Annotated in this window: 17 protein-coding genes and 2 tRNA genes; 6 read left to right on the top strand and 13 right to left on the bottom strand. The window is 43.9% G+C overall.

The window, feature by feature from the left end; translation table 11 throughout:
- Positions 1-66 precede the first annotated feature (66 nt).
- Both GYK50_RS03550 and GYK50_RS03555 read right to left on the bottom strand, forming a co-directional pair.
- Positions 67-810 carry a hypothetical protein gene (locus GYK50_RS03550; RefSeq protein ID WP_212564279.1) on the bottom strand — a complete coding sequence of 248 codons (744 nt, stop codon included), beginning with the start codon at positions 808-810 and terminating at the stop codon, positions 67-69.
- Positions 807-1,379: a ComF family protein gene (locus GYK50_RS03555; protein ID WP_212564280.1), complete on the bottom strand. Its 573-nt coding sequence runs from the start codon at positions 1,377-1,379 to the stop codon at positions 807-809. The genes GYK50_RS03550 and GYK50_RS03555 overlap by 4 nt, the downstream gene beginning before the upstream one ends.
- Before the next feature lie 183 nt (positions 1,380-1,562).
- Between GYK50_RS03555 and GYK50_RS03560 the strand changes: the two genes are divergently transcribed.
- Entirely contained in the window at positions 1,563-2,120 is a 558-nt protein-coding gene (locus tag GYK50_RS03560; RefSeq protein ID WP_212564281.1) for a topoisomerase DNA-binding C4 zinc finger domain-containing protein, read from the top strand.
- Positions 2,121-2,132: 12 nt separating this feature from the next.
- Here the strand turns inward: GYK50_RS03560 and GYK50_RS03565 are convergent, their stop codons facing one another.
- The 8 genes from GYK50_RS03565 to exaC all read right to left on the bottom strand — a co-directional run bounded on the left by GYK50_RS03565 (position 2,133) and on the right by exaC (position 12,075).
- Entirely contained in the window at positions 2,133-3,104 is a 972-nt protein-coding gene (locus GYK50_RS03565) for a peptide ABC transporter ATP-binding protein (RefSeq protein WP_058023780.1), read from the bottom strand.
- Positions 3,101-4,174, bottom strand: coding sequence for an ABC transporter ATP-binding protein (locus GYK50_RS03570; protein ID WP_212564282.1), 1,074 nt, complete (start codon positions 4,172-4,174; stop codon positions 3,101-3,103). Before GYK50_RS03570 ends, GYK50_RS03565 begins: the two co-directional genes overlap by 4 nt.
- 1 nt (position 4,175) lies before the next feature.
- Positions 4,176-5,090, bottom strand: a complete 915-nt coding sequence (locus tag GYK50_RS03575) for an ABC transporter permease (protein WP_058023779.1) — start codon at positions 5,088-5,090, stop codon at positions 4,176-4,178.
- Between the two features lie 141 nt (positions 5,091-5,231).
- Positions 5,232-6,248, bottom strand: coding sequence for an ABC transporter permease (locus tag GYK50_RS03580; RefSeq protein ID WP_058023778.1), 1,017 nt, complete (start codon positions 6,246-6,248; stop codon positions 5,232-5,234).
- 242 nt (positions 6,249-6,490) lie between these two features.
- Positions 6,491-8,131: an ABC transporter substrate-binding protein gene (locus tag GYK50_RS03585; protein WP_212564283.1), complete on the bottom strand. Its 1,641-nt coding sequence runs from the start codon at positions 8,129-8,131 to the stop codon at positions 6,491-6,493.
- 624 nt (positions 8,132-8,755) lie between these two features.
- Positions 8,756-9,082 carry a DUF779 domain-containing protein gene (locus GYK50_RS03590; RefSeq protein ID WP_058023776.1) on the bottom strand — a complete coding sequence of 109 codons (327 nt, stop codon included), beginning with the start codon at positions 9,080-9,082 and terminating at the stop codon, positions 8,756-8,758.
- Between the two features lie 200 nt (positions 9,083-9,282).
- Positions 9,283-10,311: an alcohol dehydrogenase AdhP gene (gene adhP / locus GYK50_RS03595; protein ID WP_186473932.1), complete on the bottom strand. Its 1,029-nt coding sequence runs from the start codon at positions 10,309-10,311 to the stop codon at positions 9,283-9,285.
- A 237-nt stretch (positions 10,312-10,548) separates the two neighbouring features.
- On the bottom strand, positions 10,549-12,075 hold the full coding sequence (exaC, locus tag GYK50_RS03600; RefSeq protein WP_212564284.1) for an acetaldehyde dehydrogenase ExaC: 1,527 nt from the start codon (positions 12,073-12,075) through the stop codon (positions 10,549-10,551).
- A 341-nt stretch (positions 12,076-12,416) separates the two neighbouring features.
- On the opposite strand from exaC, the gene GYK50_RS03605 reads away from it, so the two are divergent.
- From GYK50_RS03605 to GYK50_RS03615, 3 genes are all read left to right on the top strand, one after another.
- Entirely contained in the window at positions 12,417-14,354 is a 1,938-nt protein-coding gene (locus tag GYK50_RS03605; RefSeq protein WP_212564285.1) for an AAA family ATPase, read from the top strand.
- A gap of 144 nt (positions 14,355-14,498) precedes the next feature.
- A complete protein-coding gene (locus tag GYK50_RS03610) occupies positions 14,499-15,647 on the top strand; it encodes a type I glyceraldehyde-3-phosphate dehydrogenase (RefSeq protein ID WP_340050197.1) in 1,149 nt (382 codons plus the stop codon).
- Between the two features lie 92 nt (positions 15,648-15,739).
- Positions 15,740-15,830: transfer RNA gene (locus GYK50_RS03615), tRNA-Ser, on the top strand.
- Between the two features lie 114 nt (positions 15,831-15,944).
- Here the strand turns inward: GYK50_RS03615 and GYK50_RS03620 are convergent.
- The 3 genes from GYK50_RS03620 to GYK50_RS03630 form a co-directional block, all read right to left on the bottom strand.
- Positions 15,945-16,676, bottom strand: a complete 732-nt coding sequence (locus tag GYK50_RS03620; protein WP_227517185.1) for a hypothetical protein — start codon at positions 16,674-16,676, stop codon at positions 15,945-15,947.
- A 352-nt stretch (positions 16,677-17,028) separates the two neighbouring features.
- Positions 17,029-17,361 (bottom strand): CopG family transcriptional regulator, encoded by a 333-nt coding sequence (locus tag GYK50_RS03625; protein ID WP_212564286.1) that lies wholly within the window; start codon positions 17,359-17,361, stop codon positions 17,029-17,031.
- Positions 17,362-17,551: 190 nt separating this feature from the next.
- A tRNA-Asn gene (locus GYK50_RS03630) sits at positions 17,552-17,627 on the bottom strand.
- 492 nt (positions 17,628-18,119) lie between these two features.
- On the opposite strand from GYK50_RS03630, the gene GYK50_RS03635 reads away from it, so the two are divergent.
- Together GYK50_RS03635 and GYK50_RS03640 are read left to right on the top strand one after the other, a co-directional pair.
- Positions 18,120-18,464, top strand: a complete 345-nt coding sequence (locus tag GYK50_RS03635; protein WP_071002053.1) for a DMT family transporter — start codon at positions 18,120-18,122, stop codon at positions 18,462-18,464.
- Between the two features lies 1 nt (position 18,465).
- Positions 18,466-19,059: a TetR/AcrR family transcriptional regulator gene (locus GYK50_RS03640; RefSeq protein ID WP_058023770.1), complete on the top strand. Its 594-nt coding sequence runs from the start codon at positions 18,466-18,468 to the stop codon at positions 19,057-19,059.
- Positions 19,060-19,088: the final 29 nt, after the last annotated feature.

Below are 19,088 nucleotides of genomic sequence, written 5' to 3' on the forward strand. Positions count from 1 at the left end.
AAAAGCCATCAGAGAAATCTGGTGGCTTTTTTTTCGATATGCAATATACCTTTAAATTAATGATTTTTAAAACAAGTCTACTTGTTTCGCTTTACTATCAATAGTTGATTCTAACCAGTCAATGAATGAGTTTTTAAATTTTATTCCAGAAATCTTGCCTCGATATTTTTCAATAATAAACAAATCTTGGTTTTTCAAAGGTACATAAATTTCATCTTGCTTTTCAATAATCTTCTTATCTATCAAGAATTTATTCAATGCTCTAGTGTTTTTGAAATATTCTTTGCCTTCATTGTTTAAATAATCTACAACTTCTTTAGCTGAATAGCCATTGTTCTCATAAAATATAAAGTCTATTTCATTTTTATTTATTCTTTTAGGCTCTATAAATCGATCTTCATTAGATAAGTATACTTTAACTTTTTTATCAAGACTCAAAGCACGAATTATATTTTTATGACTACCTTTACTTTTACCATCCCAAACTACTAGACTATAGTCGCTATCTACAGACATTGCTTCATCTTTATAAGTCTGCCTCTCTCTTTCTTTTGTGATTTCAAGAGCAACATTTACGAATTTTTTTTGAAAAGTTTTTGAACTTAAATATCTAGGTGAGCTATAAATTGAATACACATGGACATTGTCATAATTATTTTTTTTAAAATGATCTTGAATTACTTTATCGATGCCGTCAGCATCACCCACCAAAATAGTCATATTATTATTTTGAATTTTTTTCAAACTTTCCAAGACACCATTAGGTAAAGTCTTCGTAGAAATAGATCCTGAGATAAATACTTTGCTCATCTATTACTCCTAGTTTTAGTTAGTGTAACTACATAAACATTTTGAACTTGAGCTTCATCGTATAGAATGTTTGTTAGTTCTATTAAGGTTGTTCCAGACCTGTATAAATCGTCGATAATTAGTACTTTTTTATTTTTATATTTATTAAAATCGGTCACTTGAAAAGCCTTATTTATTATTTTCTTTCTTTCTTCAACGTCTTTAATAGACTTAAGTTGCTGAGTTTCTTTGATCTTTTTTATGAAGGTAAAATCAGTATTGATATCAAGAAGCTTGCCAACTTTATCACAAATATCATAAACAGGTTGTGAATTTCTTTGCAGTGAAGCAGGTACAGGTATAATAACATCTAGATACTTCAAAACCATTCTAGTCTTTAAAAACTCTACAAGCTCATTAACTAAAAAATCTATTTGGCTACTATCGTTACGATATTTGAGTAAAAATAAAGCCTCCCCAATGTCAGACCTAATACTATTATAACTTCCATCAGGATTGAGTGTACTTGATAGTGTATGTAAATCTAAAGCCCAACCACCTTTCCATCGTCCAGCTAAATTTTGTGTCATCTCTTACCCTTATTACAAAGTATATGTTCACTAAATATTTAATATTCATAATAGGCGTATAGTAAATATAACTCAACTAAAAATCAGTTTTTTATCTAATTCACCTTATAAATATCTTATACCATCAGTGAGTGCGAGTTAAAAACCCACGATGAGCTACCCGAACATGTATTGACCAGTGGTATGGTGTCGTATGTAAAGAAAAAACAAGATAAGATACTTACTGAAGATGAGGTCACATCTATCGTCGAGCAGATCGAGAGCAATAAATTTAGCAATTCATGGCGTGCCAATCGGCAGCATAAAGCCTATCTAAAAGACAAGCATAGCAACCCAAGTAAGAATATTGATAACCCCACACCTAAGTCTATAATAAAAGAAACCGTTGATAGAACTATCCTAAAGAGTAGAGAAGTGCATCGATGGTCTGGTCAAACTGAGATTGAATCTACCGCATTACCAATTGATAGTCTAAATACTCAGCAAATAATCAAACCGCATGATATGGCTGATAAGGTTTTTCTTACGCCGTTTGAGATTGTAGAATCTGAGCCACAGGTGGAAGAACCTGAGATACTTAAAGCGACAGACCATGACGCTAATATCGATCAAGCGCCAACCTGCCCAAGATGCAACGGCGCGATGATCGCACGCGTGGCAAAAAATGGCGCACGCCAAGGACAGTCCTTTTATGGGTGCGCGCAGTTTCCTAAATGCCGCGGCGTAGTGAGTATTACTTAGCGGTTAGTCCTTTTACCCATATATTTCTTCCAAACGCAGACAAGCCACCAATCGACCATCCCATTCGCGCAGTTGAGGCTCTATTTCGCTGCACTGCGAGGTCGCATATGGACAGCGTTTATGTAGAGCGCACCCGCTTGGCGGATTAAGTGGGCTTGGTAGCTCACCTTGTAGCGTCAAATCTTTCTTTTGGCCATTTACTGTGGGTGCAGCCGCCAGTAATGCGATGGTATAAGGATGTTTTGGCGCATTATAAATGGCTTCTTTGGGCCCGTGCTCGACGGCTTGACCTAAGTACATCACCATCACATCATCAGCGACATGGCGTACGACTGACAAGTTGTGTGAGATAAAGACGTAAGCGGTACGATACTCATCTTGCAAATCCATAAACAGATTTAAGACTTGCGCTTGAATCGACACATCAAGTGCAGAGGTAGGCTCATCAGCGACGACGATTTTAGGATTGAGCATCATGGCGCGGGCGAGGGCAATCCGCTGGCGCTGACCACCCGAAAACATATGTGGGAAACGCCCAGCATGTTCAGGACGTAGACCCACGTTTCTCATCATCTCGTTGATTTTGTCACGCTTTTCTTCTTTCGACAGATTGGTATGAATATCCAACGGCTCTGTCAATTGATAGGCGATAGTATGCCGCGGATTCAAGCTACCATAAGGGTTTTGGAAGACCATTTGAATTTCGGTACGTAAGTCTTTGAGCGCCTTTCTACTATAGCCAGTGGTGGCTTCGTCGTTGATAAAAAGCTCGCCCTGCGTCGGCTGCTCGATGAGTGTCAGCTGGCGGGCAAGGGTAGATTTGCCGCAGCCTGATTCACCAACGACTGCCAATGTCTTGCCAGCCTCAAGCTCAAAAGAGATACCGTTCAGCGCTTTGACGTGCGCTTTTGGTTTGCCCAATCCTTGTGATACCGGATAGTGCTTATGTAGATTGTCTGCTTTTAAAACCACTTTATTACTCATATTTGTGACTCCAAAATAGCAGCGTGAGAGATGGGGGTGCGAGCAGTAGGATTGGCATAAATGCAGCGCACTTTGCCATTTGGTGTGTCCAAAATAGGCGGCGGCACGTCACAAGCAGGCTCTTTGTATGGGCAGCGAGGAGATAATAAGCAACCGCTTGGGCGATCATATTGGCTTGGTACGACCCCAGGCAAGCTGTTCAATCGATCTTGTCCGATAGCCAGCTCAGGAATGGCTTGTAAAAGCGCCTCTGTGTAAGGATGTGCAGGATGTTGAAAAACCTCTGGCACGGTACTGGTTTCAACCACTTGTCCAGCATACATGACCGCGACATCACGCGAGTTTTGTGCAACAAGGCCCAAATCATGGGTGATCAGTACCATTGCCATCTGTTTTTCACGTTGTAGACGACCCAGCAAGTCCATAATCTGCGCTTGTACGGTGACATCAAGTGCGGTCGTTGGCTCGTCTGCGATGAGCAGTTTTGGTTCACACGCAAGCGCCATCGCAATCATAACGCGCTGGCTCATACCGCCTGAGAGTTGATGTGGATACACTTTGAGTCGGTTTTTGGCGTCAGGCATTTCGACCAACTCTAACAGCTCTAATATGCGTGCCTGTACTGCCGAACCGCGCAAGCCTAAATGCTTGCGCAGTACTTCACCTAACTGCATCTCAACGGTAAAGCTTGGATTGAGGCAAGACATCGCGTTTTGAAAGATCATGGAGATGTCTTTGCCAATGATGCCGCGTTTTTCTTTGGCAGGCATACTGATCATATCTTTATTATCAAACATCACACGCTTTGCGCGGACGGTGGCAGACGGCGGCAGTAGCCCCATTAGCGCCATCATCGTGACTGACTTACCTGAGCCGGATTCACCAACGACAGCGATGACTTCACCTTGTGTGATTTTTAAAGACACATCATCGACAGCACGAAAGGCACGCTTTCCTTGACCAAAAGTGACCGACAGATTTTCGATGTCCAATAACAGCGGCGCGTCTGTTGTTGATGCACCATTCATAGAAGTATGAGCGGTAGGCGTTTTAATTAAAGTATCAGTCATCTTAGGTCACCTGCTTTAATTTGGGATCGAGCGCGTCACGCAGGCCATCACCCGTCAAGTTAATCGACAATGCAGCCAAGAAGATAGCGACACCTGGCCAAATAGCGAGCCAAACGTTACTTTGAATGTATTGACGAGCCGTACCGAGCATCGCGCCCCATTCAGCATCAGGTGGCTGTACCCCAAAGCCTAAGAAACCAATCGCACCCGCTTCTAAAATAGCAGAGGAAAAAATCATCGTTGCTTGTACGATGAGCGGTGCCATGCAGTTGGGTAGAATCGTGATAAATAATAAACGCAGCACACCAGCACCCATCACCTGCGAAGCGATAAAGTACTCACGTTGCAACTCCACCATCGCGGTGGCGCGAGTCAGACGAATAAAAGGCGGCGTACAGACCAGTGCAATCGTAATAATCGTATTGGTCATAGAGGGCCCTAAGATAGCGGCAATGATGATCGCTAGTAGTAAGCTTGGGTATGACATCAAAATATCATTGACCAGCATGACCGCTTTGCCCCAAACTTTGGGCCAAAAGGCAGCACTAAGTCCTAAAGAGATGCCGACCAACATCGCAAGGGTCGTCGCGCTCAGACCGATAAACAGAGAGTAACGCGCGCCATACATCACCCGAGACAAGGTATCTCGTCCAGCATCATCCGTGCCTAGCCAAAACATCGCATCACCACCACTTAAAAAGGCTGGCGGCAGCTGCTCTTGACCCGTAAACAACTCGTAAGGGTCATGGGGGGCAATTGCGGGCGCGAGTATGGCAACAATAACCATTAGCATGAGAATAATAAAACCCAACACCGCGCCCTTGTTTCGGCAAAAGGTCGATAAAAATAGCTGCCAAGACGATGGCGGTGTGGCAGCCATCAGATTGACATCAGAGGGGAGAACAGAAGGCTTCATGAGCAGTTCCTATAGTGGCTAGCGCAGTGACATTTTTTAGAATTTTGTTCCTAAAAAAGTACTAAGCATTGCTAAAACATCACTTCAGCGCCAATCATCACTATTTATCATATGAGTATTTATCAATGTGACATTGCAACATTAAGAGGTATGTCGAATACGCGGATTGATCAGACCATACAAAATATCAATAAATAAACTGACCAAAATCAAGGCAGTGGCGACCAACAAAATGCCGTTTTGCACAATGGGGTAATCACGAGTGAAAAAGCCATCGAGAAGCCAATTACCAACACCCGGCCAGCTAAAGATAGTCTCGGTAATAATCGCGCCTGCAAGCAAGGTTGCCATTTGTAAGCCAACCACAGTGACGACAGTGATTAGCGCGTTACGCATCACGTGTACCATGATCACGCGGCGTGGCGATAAGCCCTTGGCGCGAGCCGTACGCACATAGTCTTCATCCAACACTTCCAACATCGCAGAGCGTGTCATCCGCGCGATCATCGCGAGTGGAATGGTCGATAAGGCAATCGATGGCAAGATAAAGTGTTTGACCACATTCCAAAAAGCTCCCGGTTCCCCTGATGTGAGAGAGCCAAGCAACCATGAGCCGTACAAGGGATGGACATCCAAGAACTGTGCGACAGAGATCACACCAGCAACGGGTAAAAGGCCAAGATAGTGAGCGAATATACCTGTCAGAATAGGGCCTAGTAAGTAGATCGGCATCGAGTATCCTGCCAGCGCCCCTGACATCAGAGTATAGTCAATCCAAGTACCACGGCGTAGCGCGGCAAAGATACCCAAGCTCACACCAATCACACTAGCAATGACAATCGCACATAGCGCCAACTCTAACGTTGGAACGAAGTGCGCAAAAAAGTCTTGTAACACAGGAGAGCGAGTACGAAAGGATTGACCAAAGTCACCCGTCAATATACCCGTCAAGTAATCCCAGTATTGAACGATAAGGGGTTTGTCTAATCCCAGTCTTTCTAGGGCGCGAGCATGTAGCTCTGGATCCACCATACGCTCACCCATCATGATCTCGACTGCATCGCCTGGTACGAGACGGATCAGAGTAAAAGTCGATAGCGTGAGGCCAAGATAGACAGGAATAAGAATGGCGATACGGCGCAGAATATAAAGTAGCATGGGCTGCTCAATAGTTGTGATTCAATGAGTGGAGTAGTAGCAATGAATGAGGTCGTCCGTGACCATGCCCTTAAATGACCAAGCACTTAAATCAAAAGTACTCAAGTGAAAGTTGCTCAAATGAAAAGTATGTGAGTCAAAAAGCAATCAACCCATATAAATACGGCTGGAACAGAGATTCTGAGCCAGCCGAATACAAATCAAATAATAGTGCATGTCGTACCGGACGTAATTAGCTAAGGTTATTCAACGTTCACGCCATCGAAGCGTACAGCACCAAGTGGACTGATTTTGAAATCCACAACGTTTGGTGCAGTGAATACGGTGACTACCGAATGCGCCATAGTCGTCCAAGGAAGCTGCTCTTTGAAGATCTGCTGAGCTTGTACATAGTCATCCATACGTTCATCTTGATTGGTGACCTGACGTCCTTTCATGACTAAATTATCAAAGTCTTTATTACACCAACGTGAGTAGTTATTACCACCGACCGCGTCACAAGACAGTAATGAGCCCAACCAGTTATCTGGATCACCATTATCCCCCGTCCAACCTGCCAAGATCACATCAGGCTCGCCTTTTGCCGCGCGTTTTAGGTATTCGCCCCACTCATAAGTAACCAGTTTGGCATTGACGCCAATCTTCGCCCAATCTGCTTGGAGCATTTCAGCCATGAGTTTGGCATTAGGGTTATATGGACGTTGAACAGGCATGTACCATAAGTTGATGTTCATATTGTCCGCGCCAGCTTCTTTAATCAGCGCTTTTGCTTTTTCAACATCATAAGGTGCATCTTTTAAAGAGTCGTCATAACCCCACTGCGTAGGCGGCATTGGGTTGGTTGCCTTGAGACCTTCGCTTTGATAGACAGCATTGATGATTGCGTCTTTATTGATCGCCATATCCAGTGCTTGACGTACTTTAAGATCACTTAGCTTCGGCTTTTCAACGTTATAGCCGACATAACCGACGTTAAAACCTGGTTGATCAAGAACGGTGGCTTTACCAGATTTTTTGACCGATTCAATTTCGGCAGGTTTTGGATATGCCGATACATGACATTCACCCGCTTGAACTTTTTGCGCACGAACGGCTGAATCTTTAGTAATAACAAACACAAGGTTGTCGATGTAGATGTTATCTTTGTCCCAATAGTCTGGGTTTTTGGTATAACGGATTTGCGCGTCTTTTTGATAGGACGTAAAGACGAAAGGCCCAGTACCAACAGGTTTGTTATTGATATCAGGCTCATTACCAGAGGCCATCAACTGATCTGCATATTCAGCAGAGTTGATATAAGCAAATGGCATCGCTAGGTTTTGTAAAAATGGGGCATTGACTTCGTTAAGCGTGACTTTGACAGTATAGTCGTCGACCTTTTCGATATTTGAGATGATATCAGGTAATCCCATGCCAACTGAATAGGGGAATTCTGCAGGGTAAGCTTTGTTAAATTCAAAGTCTGGGTTGGTGAGACGTTTTAATGTAAAAATCAGATCGTCTGCGTTGAAATCGCGACTTGGTGTGAAATAATCGGTTTTACCGAACTTGACGCCTTTACGTAGATTAAAGGTATAGGTCTTACCATCTTCGCTAATATCCCAGCTTTCAGCGAGTCCTGGCTGAATTTCAGTCCCATCTCTTTTAAACTGTACCAAACCGTTATAGATAGGATAAGCACTCGCATCAAAATCGGTGCCGGCGGTGTACTGTGCGGGATCGAAACCAGCTGGGCTGCCTTCTGAACAATAAAGTAGGGTTTTAGCGGCTTTTGCATCTGAGCTGGCAGCAGACTCGTCAGTGGTTTTATTGTCGCCACTACAAGCACTCATACCCAAGATAAGCGTGGTCAACAGCGTCAGTTTAAAGAATGATTTTTGCATTATTACGTCCCATGTAATGATAGGTAGTTGCTTATAAATTGCTATGCCTGTCTGAGGAATTAGCAAACTTTCAACTGCTTTTGGTATATTTATTCTGAAGATACATTCTTTACAAAAAGATACATATATAAAGTTGAGAAAGATTTAATTTATATAATGTAGAACATATCGTTATAAATAAGTCGTTTGAATATACTCTCATAAATACCGATAATGCAAGAAATCTTTGAAATAATTTAATAGAAAAGACGATTTCTATTATTTTAGAGAGCTAATACAACCAAAAAAGGTAACTTTTACGAATTTCGACAGTAAAATTCATAATAAAAAGTTATTAACGTACATGTATATTAATAAATTAGTTACTTTTCGGATACAAATATTTTTATTATTGTGATGATAGACAAACGTATAAATGACAATGATTTGTAAAAATCAGTGGATTATTGAGCAGCTGCTGACTATTTGGTGCGGTAGCTATTAGATGCTGTGGTTATTAGGTGCTGCTATGGTTTGTTTTTATTAAATCAGCCAGTTTTTCCCCAATATCATAGGACAAGCTAAGACTGTCATATGGGGTACATTATTTAAGATTAATGCTACCTAGTTTTGCGTCAAACGTCCTTATATCGTGCAGATTTCTGAGCGTACGATAAAGCGTTTGCCTTCAGGGATTTCTAACGAAAAACTCGCACCGCGACCATTGACGACATCAATGGTCAAATCGGTATGCTGCCATAGATTGTATTGTGCGCGTCCCATATAAAATGGACAGCCAACAAGCTCACCAACCAGCACATCCTGACCGCCTACCTTAAACTCTCCTAATGGATAGCACATCGGCGAGCTACCATCACAGCAGCCACCTGACTGATGAAACATCAGCTTTCCATGCTTGGACTTTAGTAGCTCAATCAACGCCTTACACGACTCTGTTGCTGCCAGTTTCATATCGTACTCCTTCTTATGGCCCATCCATGGTTTATATAATTGCTCTCTAGTATCAGTATGCCACAGTCAAATCAAAAAGGTCGCATCATCTTCAGACACATCACAACTGGCATATGACTAAAAAGATACGACCTTCGGCTGATAATTGACAGTTGGAATAACTATGCAATAAGCTTATAACACTGTCATTTTACTATCCGTTATTGATTATAGTCGATGACGATACGACCTTCGATTTTGCCATTACGCATCCGCTCAAAAATATCATTGATGTTCTCTAACGGCTCAGCTTTGACGGTCGCTTTGACTTTGCCAGCCGCTGCTATATCTAGCGACTCTTGTAAGTCAAGACGTGTGCCAACGATAGAGCCGCGTATAGTGATACCATTGAGTACAGTATCAAAGATTGACACCGGGAAGTCGCCAGTGGGGAGCCCGTTACATACTAAAGTACCACCGCGACGTAACATGGTTAAGGCTTGATCAAAAGCTTTTGATGATACTGCAGTGACTAACACGCCATGAGCACCGCCGATCTGCTCTTGGAGATACTCGCCAGGATCGGTGTCTTTAGCGTTGACGATGACTTTGGCGCCCAGCTTTTTGGCGAATTCAAGCTTCTCATCGTCGATATCGACCGCCGCGACATTAAGGCCCATGGCAATGGCGTACTGAACGGCCATGTGCCCAAGTCCGCCGATACCTGAAATCACTACCCAATCACCAGGCTTGGTATCCGTCATTTTTAGGCCTTTATAGACAGTGACACCTGCGCATAAGACAGGGGCAATCTCTACAGAGTCGACGCTTTCTGGGATAATGCCTACATAGTCGGCGTCCGCCAGGACATACTCTGCAAAGCTACCATTCACCGAATAACCTGAATTTTCTTGCTTTAGGCACAACGTCTCCCAGCCACCTAAACAATGCGTACAGTGTCCGCAAGCAGAGTAGAGCCAGGGCACACCGACTCGGTCGCCTTCTTTGACGTGATGGACGTTGTCGCCGACAGAGGTGATGATACCGACGCCTTCGTGTCCAGGGATAAATGGTGGACTTGGTTTGACTGGCCAATCTCCTTCAACGGCATGAAGGTCCGTGTGACAGACGCCTGAGGCCTCCATTTTTACTAAAATCTGACCGGCACCTACGGTTGGGATGTCGACTTCTTCGATTTTTAAGTCTTGACCGAACTCATGTAATACAGCGGCTTTCATTTTGTTAGTCATGATAAGTTCTCTTTTATGGGTGATTGATAGATGTCGATATACAAAGTTGTTGCGATATTGCATTCAAAATATGCAAACACCGTATTTTGAACGCAAGACTGCTACAAATTTTTCCTGCTGTGCGCCTAAGCGCATTAGAGGATATAAAAATTCGTTTCAGTTTTTTTATTTAGATCTTTGTAGCGAGCGGGCTATGTAACACTTGTGATAACCCGCTCCATGATTAGAAATGATGGTTTAGAAGAAGCCCATTTTTTTAGGGCTGTACGACACCAGCATGTTTTTGGTTTGCTGATAGTGGTCGAGCATCATTAAATGGTTTTCACGTCCGATACCAGATTGTTTGTAACCACCGAACGCTGAATGTGATGGATAAATATGATAGCAGTTGGTCCATACGCGTCCAGCTTGAATACCACGTCCGAAGCGGTAAGCTTTGTGTACACTACGCGTCCAAACGCCCGCGCCTAAACCATACAAGGTGTCATTGGCAATCTGCATGGCTTCGTCATCGTCTTTAAAAGTAGTCACGGCAAGGACAGGTCCAAAGATCTCTTCTTGGAACACGCGCATATCGTTGGTGCCTTCAAAGATAGTTGGTTTGACGTAGTAACCGTCTGTCAAGTCGCCATCGTGCTTAGCTTGCTCTCCGCCGACGAGCACTTTTGCGCCTTCTTTTTTACCGATATCAAGATAAGATAGGATTTTCTCTAATTGATCTGAGCTGGCTTGCGCGCCAATCATGGTGTCGGTATCTAATGGGTTACCCATCTTGATGGCTTCAACGCGGGCGATACAGCGTTTGATGAACTCATCATAGATGCTCTCATGAACGAGTGCCCGCGATGGACAGGTGCAGATTTCACCTTGGTTCAGTGCAAACATCACTAGACCTTCGACCGCTTTGTCCAAGAAGTCATCGTCCTCATCCATAACATCGGCAAAGAAGATGTTAGGGCTTTTGCCACCAAGCTCTAACGTCACTGGAATGATGTTTTCGCTCGCGTACTGCATAATGAGGCGGCCAGTGGTAGTCTCACCTGTAAAGGCAACTTTATTGATACGAGGGTTTGACGCAAGTGGTTTACCTGCTTCGACCCCAAAGCCGTTGACGATGTTTAGCACGCCTTTTGGCAAGATATCAGCGATGCCGATGGTCTCTAACATGAACAGAATAGAAACTGGCGTTTGTTCGGCTGGCTTTAGAACGACACAGTTACCAGCAGCAAGGGCAGGTGCTAGCTTCCATACGGCCATTAGGATAGGAAAGTTCCAAGGAATGATTTGACCGACGACACCAAGTGGCTCATGAAAATGATAAGCCACAGTGTCTTCGTCAATCTGACTGATACCGCCTTCTTGTGCGCGAATGGCGCTGGCAAAATAACGGAAGTGATCAATGGCTAGAGGGATGTCGGCTGCGAGTGTCTCACGAACAGGTTTGCCGTTTTCGTAACATTCGGCAATCGCAATCGCTTCTAGATTGGCTTCCATGCTGTCAGCAATTTTGAGTAACAAGTTGGCACGTTCAGTAACACTGGTCTTGCCCCAAGCATCTTTGGCAGCATGCGCCGCATCTAGGGCTTTTTCAATATCGGCTTCTTTTGAGCGGGCGACTTGGCAAATAGTTTTACCATCGATGGGGCTTGTGTTATCAAAATACTCTCCATCGATAGGAGCAGTCCACTCACCATTAATAAAGTTATCGTATTTTTCGCGGAATTGGACCGGACTGTTTTCAGTGTTGGGATAAGCGTATAACATTAACCACTCCTTGTTGTGTATGTTGGTTATTTAAAATATGACTATTTAGAGATAGCCATTTTAGAGATAGCCATTGAAAAATAAACCCTTGGTATTCCTAACCAATTTATTATTCTATCGTACTGAGCTTTTGTGCAGAACGATAATGACTTTTTATAATGATATAATTTGTATCACAAAACTTTCGGTTATACGATATAGGGCGGTTAAAGTGGTTCGCAAAGCGGATGCAGCTGTTATAATTGTGAGCATCTACTTTGGCTTGCTGTGGTCAATTAATTAACCAGAGCGGCTTTCTTTTTTATACTATTTCTTTTCATAATATTGGTTGGTTTGGGTCTATGCGTCAATCTTCTGCTCTTGATATTCTAAAAACAGGTCAAAACGTCTTTTTGACTGGCTCAGCAGGTTCAGGTAAGACGTATACCCTCAATCAATACATCGATTATCTACGCGCTCGCCGTGTACCGGTTGCAGTCACAGCCAGTACTGGTATTGCCGCCACGCATATGAATGGCACAACGATTCATAGTTGGTCGGGTATTGGTATCAAAGATGAGCTGTCTGATCGCGATTTGACCAATTTATCTCGTAAGCAGTTTTTGGCAGACAGATTGAAAGACACGGCAGTACTGGTCATCGATGAGATATCGATGCTACATGCCAAGCAGCTCAACTTGGTCAGCCAAGTACTCAAGCATGTCCGCAAAAACGACAAAGCCTTTGGTGGCATCCAAGTCGTGGTCGCAGGAGATTTTTTTCAGTTACCGCCAATAGGTAGTAAAGGCGAGACCAATCGTGAAAAGTTCGCCTTTATGTCTGAGGCGTGGCTCGATGCCAAATTTCATATTTGCTATCTGTCAGAGCAGCATCGACAGGTTAGCGAAGCGGCAAATGGCGGTTTAGACTTAGATGATATTCTCAACCAAATCCGTCGTCAGGAAGTGACCTTTGAGGCGATTGCCGCTTTAGAGAATACTTACGATCAAAGCGTCGATATCAAGCGTACTCGCCTGTACACGCACAATCTCAATGTCAATAAGATTAATGACAAGGAGCTGGCACTGTTAGACGGTGAGATGATGCGTTTTGAAGCCACAACCACGGGCGATAGTAAGCTGGTTGAAACCTTAAAAAAGACCGTACGTACTCAAGACGAGTTGGTTCTCAAGGTGGGCGCCAAGGTCATGTTTATCAAAAACAATGCCGAGCTTGGGGTGTCCAACGGGACGATGGGTGAGCTGATTGGTTTTTCTGCGGTCAAAATAGAGGATAAGGAAAGTAGTGACGCGTTAATCGAAGACGATAGCAGCGATGACATTGATGAGGAAGCTGCTGGCGAAAAAACGGCAAAAGCTAAGAAGTCCGCTGCTAAAAAAGACAAAGAAAAGCCAAAGTCCAAGAAACCAACGACCCAGAAAATGCCTGTCGTGCGGCTTAATTCAGGACGAGAAGTCATCGCTGAGCCTGAGGAGTGGATCATCGAAGATGAGACGGGTGAGGTGCTGGCAAGTTACTTACAAGTACCGCTGTGTCTGGCATGGGCGATCACCATTCACAAGTCGCAAGGTATGACCCTCGATGCCGCTGAGATTGATTTATCGCGTACCTTTGAGTTGGGACAAGGTTATGTGGCCTTATCACGTCTCAAATCGCTGGCAGGATTGCAGCTACTGGGTATGAATGACATGAGCTTGCAACTTGATCCACTGGCACGCGGCGCAGACAAGCGGTTTTTGGTCCTGTCTGAAGAGGCTGATGCCAACTATGCGATGCTGGATGAAGAAAGTATGCAGCAGGCGCATGAGAAGTTTGTTTTAAAGTCAGGTGGTACGCTCAGTCAATCCGTGATTGACGCCTATGCCGCGCTGCAAAAAAAGCGCCGCGAACAGCAACAAGCGCAAATCGATAAAAAACAGAAATTAGGCAATCAAGTCTCTGACAAATCAGAGAGCACTTTGCTTGCAACCAGAGTGCTATTAGAAGAGAGCTTGACTATTGCGGAAATCTCACAAGCGCGTCAACTATCACAGTCCACCATCATGCGCCACATCGGCGAGCTAAAATCACAAGATCCAAGCCTTGCCTGCGATCATCTACGTCCAGAGGATGAGGTCATGACAGCGGTTGGCAACGCTTATGTCGCCATCAAAGTTGCCAATAACCCAAACGACTTCAATGATGATGGCAGTATCAAACTGCGTCCGATATTCGATCATCTCAAGCAAAGCATTGACTACAACACCATTCGTTTGGCATTGATTTTTATCACGCCATAGTTTGTTATGACAAGATAGTTTGTTATGACAAGATAGATTTTACGACACTGTCGGTTTTTTGAACAAAAAATATTGAACCAACTGTTAGAGCACGTCTAAAGCGACAACGCCCATTCTTTATATCCCTTTATAGCGATATCTTTTATGCCTGATTTTTCTAGCGCCACTTATCAATTGACCTCTGACCCGATAGCGGAGACCTATCGTACCACTGGTGAGCACTCACAGCCATTGAGAGTGGCTATTAATGGTTTTGGTCGTATCGGGCGCAATGTACTGCGCGCCTTGCTAGAGCGCTTTGAAGTATTAGGACGTGCAATCCATGTCGTCGCAATTAATGATTTGGCACCAGCAGATATTTTGTTGCATTTATTAAAATTTGATAGCACGCACGGTCGCTTAAGCCGCTTGGGGGTCAGTGCTGATATTATCGAGAGCGGGGCCGATAACGAGCATAAAACTCAGCTCTGTCTCACCAAAAACACTTTGACTTATTGTATCAATATGCTTTCAGAACCCAATCCACAAAACCTACCTTGGCAGTCGCTAGGGGTCGATGTGGTACTAGAGTGCACCGGTCACTTTCGCTCGTATGAGCAAGCGATGCTGCACATCCATGCAGGCGCACAGCAGGTGATCATCGGTGCTGCGCCATTCGATGATGTGGATGCTTGTATCGTTATGGGGGTCAATACAGATGCGCTCATGCTGGATTTACCGATTATCTCCAGCGTTTCTTGTACCACGCAGGCACTGGTGCCGCTGATTGACACATTGGATAAAGCGTTCGGCGTCAAGTCCGCTATGATGACAGAGATTCATGCGGTTACCGCCGATCAGACGGTGCTCGATCAAGCGCATCGAGATCCCAGACGGGCGCGTGCTTCTGGCTACAATATTATCCCAACGACCTCGAGTAGTATTGCTGCGACGGAGCGGGTATTGCCAGCGATGGCGGGCAAAATAAATGGACATTCAATACGGGTGCCCACCATCGATGTGGCAGCGATTGATGTGACCTTTGTATTTGATACGCCAGAGGTCAGCGTTGATATTATCCGTGACGCCCTTCAATCTGCCAGTCAGACGCATTTATGTGACATCATGGCTTATACGGATGAGCCGTTGGTCTCTAGTGATTTTATTCATCAAACTGAGTCGCTTATCATAGATGGTCAGCAGCTCATGCAAGTAGGCGAGCAGTACAAGGTTTTTGCGTGGTACGATAATGAATGGGGTTATGCCAACAGGCTGCTCGATATGTGCCTGCATCTGGCCTCAAGCAAGCGATAAACCAGTGGTTCAAAGGTATTTGCAAATTAATTGAATTTTTTTAGATTAGGGGCTTGCATTATAAAAGTATATCTATATAATGATGCACCAATGGAGACGTGGCAGAGCGGTTGAATGCACCGGTCTTGAAAACCGGCAAGGGTTCATAGCCCTTCGAGAGTTCGAATCTCTCCGTCTCCGCCAAATGCTAAAAAGCCCCAATCATTACTGATTGGGGCTTTTTTTATGGTATATTTTATAAATACTGGACGACAGGCTCTATAAACCTCATAAAAGATCAAATGATGCGCAGTCCCACTATTTAGCTAATGAATTGCCAAACTCAATGCTTTGATCATCTGCCAATATAAGTGTGCCTTCTTTAATCTCGATCGTCATATCCTTCGTGTTTTTAATGGCACGCATGACATTGATGTCTTCAATACTACTCTCGATAATGATCTTGCCAGATTGTTCTGGCTCGATGGCTGGATCAAATTGTATGAGAGGAACATTGAAGTCTTTGCCTTGTTTCAGGTTGGCGTCTTTCATCGTTAGTGTGCCTTTAAAACTTTGTATTGCAACGTCTCCATGGTTGGATAGCATAAACTGCATTTTGACTTGGTTTAAGCTATCGCTATCACTGGTCTTAATCGGTAGGAGAGCGACAGGATACGTCTGTGCCGTCGCATTTGCTGTTTGACCTGTCACAATAGGACTTTTCTTGCCTGTTGGATTATTAGGATGCAGCCGCTCGTACTCACGCTGTTGTATGAGGGCCTGCTTGATAGTGGTACGCGGCATGGCGCCCGATTCATACGCATCGCTAAGCTTCATGCGTAGCATATATCGACTAAGTAGCTGCTGATCGTCGGCAGGTAATTGCTCAAAAGTCTGTCCCAGTTTTTTTTGCCATTGATCAGAGTCAGTCGGTATGGTTTTTTGGTCTGGATCCGTTTGCGGCGACGAGCAACCCGGTGCTATCGCTAGCATGGCGACTGCCATAGTCAGACACAACGTTTTATAAAAATGCTGCTGTAACCCCATCATCGTACCTCTCCTTATACATTTTCATCCTCATATTGAAATTGAGGATGCACCCCAATCATTGCGACTATTTTCTTAATATACCGTGTTTGGGAGCAGGTTTTGTTTAGTTATCGCTAACCACAGTCGCAAACGTACGATAAGGTCAAAGAGTAAATGCGTATCGGTATGAGGCAAAAAAGAGTTCAGAGAGCAAGGTTAATCTACAAATTGCAATCTCACTTTTATCATAGCCACAAAAAAGACCAAGCTTGCGTGAGCAGACTTGGTCTTTTTGATAAAAATAGTGACAACGTTTTAGAGTCTCAGTCAATCTCAGCCAGATCGTTATGATTAATACGACTGATGAAGGATATTATTGATCGCTGTCTTGCAATTCAGATAAAGAGTGAGAGATATTGTTGTTATAGGTCACAACGATTGCCTCATCGATGATGCGCTGGCTCACACCGCGCTTACGTAACGTCTCAATAAATACTTCGTCATGAGCGAGCGTATAATCTTGATGGTCACGATCGAGTCCTTGACGAATATAAAGACGGATAAGCCCTTGAATGCGCTTAAAACCCAATTCTGAGGAGGTTGTTTCTAATAGGGCAATCATTTCTTCAGACAACCGAATACTGATCGGGCGCATGATTTTTTGCGGATGATCAGAGAACTTATTTTTTACACGTGCAGGTATCATAATAAACCATTATTTTTAGTGAGTAGGGGTAAAACACTCAGACAAAAACGAACCCAATCAAAACTAATCTTACCATACAACAAAAATGCCAAAAAGAACACCGCTGCCATGCGAATATTATGATCAGTCAATATGAAAACGGCAACAATAAAAAAACCTTCATCAAATAGTGATGAAGGTTTTTAGTATATGGCTCTCCAACCTGGGCTCGAACCAGGGACACACGGATTAACAGTCCGTTGCTCTACCAACTGAGCTATTGGAGAATAAGCTGTCATAACTGCAAGTGTTTCAAGCTTTATAAAACAGTCATTACTTGGCTTGTTCGCGTTATGTGGGGCACATTTTAGCCAAGTCGTTAAAGGCTGTCAACCTTATTCTGAGATAAATTATAAATATTATCGCAATTATTATAAATAGGCGTTTATCCCTTATCAGATAGGACGTTTCAGCGCCTCTGCTCGTTCAATAGGGGCGTAAATAGGCCGATTTGCTCACAATGATACGTACACTTATAAAAATAAAAGACGTTACGTAGAAGAATGCGCAAAAAGCGCACGCGAGTATTTAGATCGTAAGACACAGCAGGTAATAAAAACAGTTCTATCTTGAAATAAAAGCCATTACGACATGCTTTGACACAATAAAGTTGCAGGACAGCCCTTCACATTGGTAACAGAACTCTATAAAATACCGACCATGTGGTTTCTTTGCTATGTTTTATTAGCAGTTGCTTAAATAAAGGCGGTGCGCAAAAGATGAGTTCTACGACGATTGCCTACGGTTGCCTAACCATTGCCATTATATGTGAGGTGGTAGGGACGACATTTTTGGTGAAATCAGAGCAGTTTACCCGTTTAGGGCCGACGCTGATGATGGGGGCGCTGTATGCACTCTCATTTTATTTATTGGCACAGACACTCAAGGTGATACCGCTAGGCATTGCTTATGCGTTATGGGGCGGGTTGGGCATTGTGCTCACATCGCTTGCAGGTTTGGTGCTATTTAAGCAGACCCTTGATACGGCAGCAGTGGTTGGCATTGCCATGATCGTTGGCGGTGTCGTTGTAATGAATTTATTGTCTAATTCTGTGGTGCATTGATATGAGTGTAGAAATAGAAAATCCTTATAAGCGTAAAAAACAGCCAGAAGTGGTTCGCCGTGCTCTGCTCGATCAAGCAGCACGGATCACGCTTGAGCAAGGGCTATCTAAAGTGACGTTTCAGGCAGTCGCTGATGCGGCAGGCGTGACAAAGGGCGGTGTGATGCATCATTTTGCAACAAAAAATGCCCTTGTGCTTGAAGTGTTCGATGATGCCATGGCGAAATTTGAGGCAGAAGTCGAGGCCGCTATGGCAAAAGATCCTGTGAGTCATGGCGCTTTTACCCGTGCTTATATCGATGCCACCATCAGTCTGGGCGAAAAAGCGCAAGAAGAATACGACAACCAAGCCACCTTATATGTATTGATGCTAGGTGATAGTGAGCTACGTGAGCTGTGGGCCAAATGGGCCAACACGCAGTTAGAAAAACATGCCGCCACTGACGATACTGAAACCCTATGTATGGCTCGTCTGGTCGCTGATGGAATTTGGCTCTCCGACTTTTCAGGTATCAACATATCAGATAAAAAATCGCTACATGATCGATTGATAAAAATGACGCAACCTGACTTTGACAATCGTTCGGGTCAATAAATATCCGGATTGCTAACCATCCAACTTTA

This window comes from Psychrobacter pacificensis (assembly GCF_018336615.1).
Taxonomy (GTDB): Bacteria; Pseudomonadota; Gammaproteobacteria; order Pseudomonadales; family Moraxellaceae; genus Psychrobacter; species Psychrobacter pacificensis.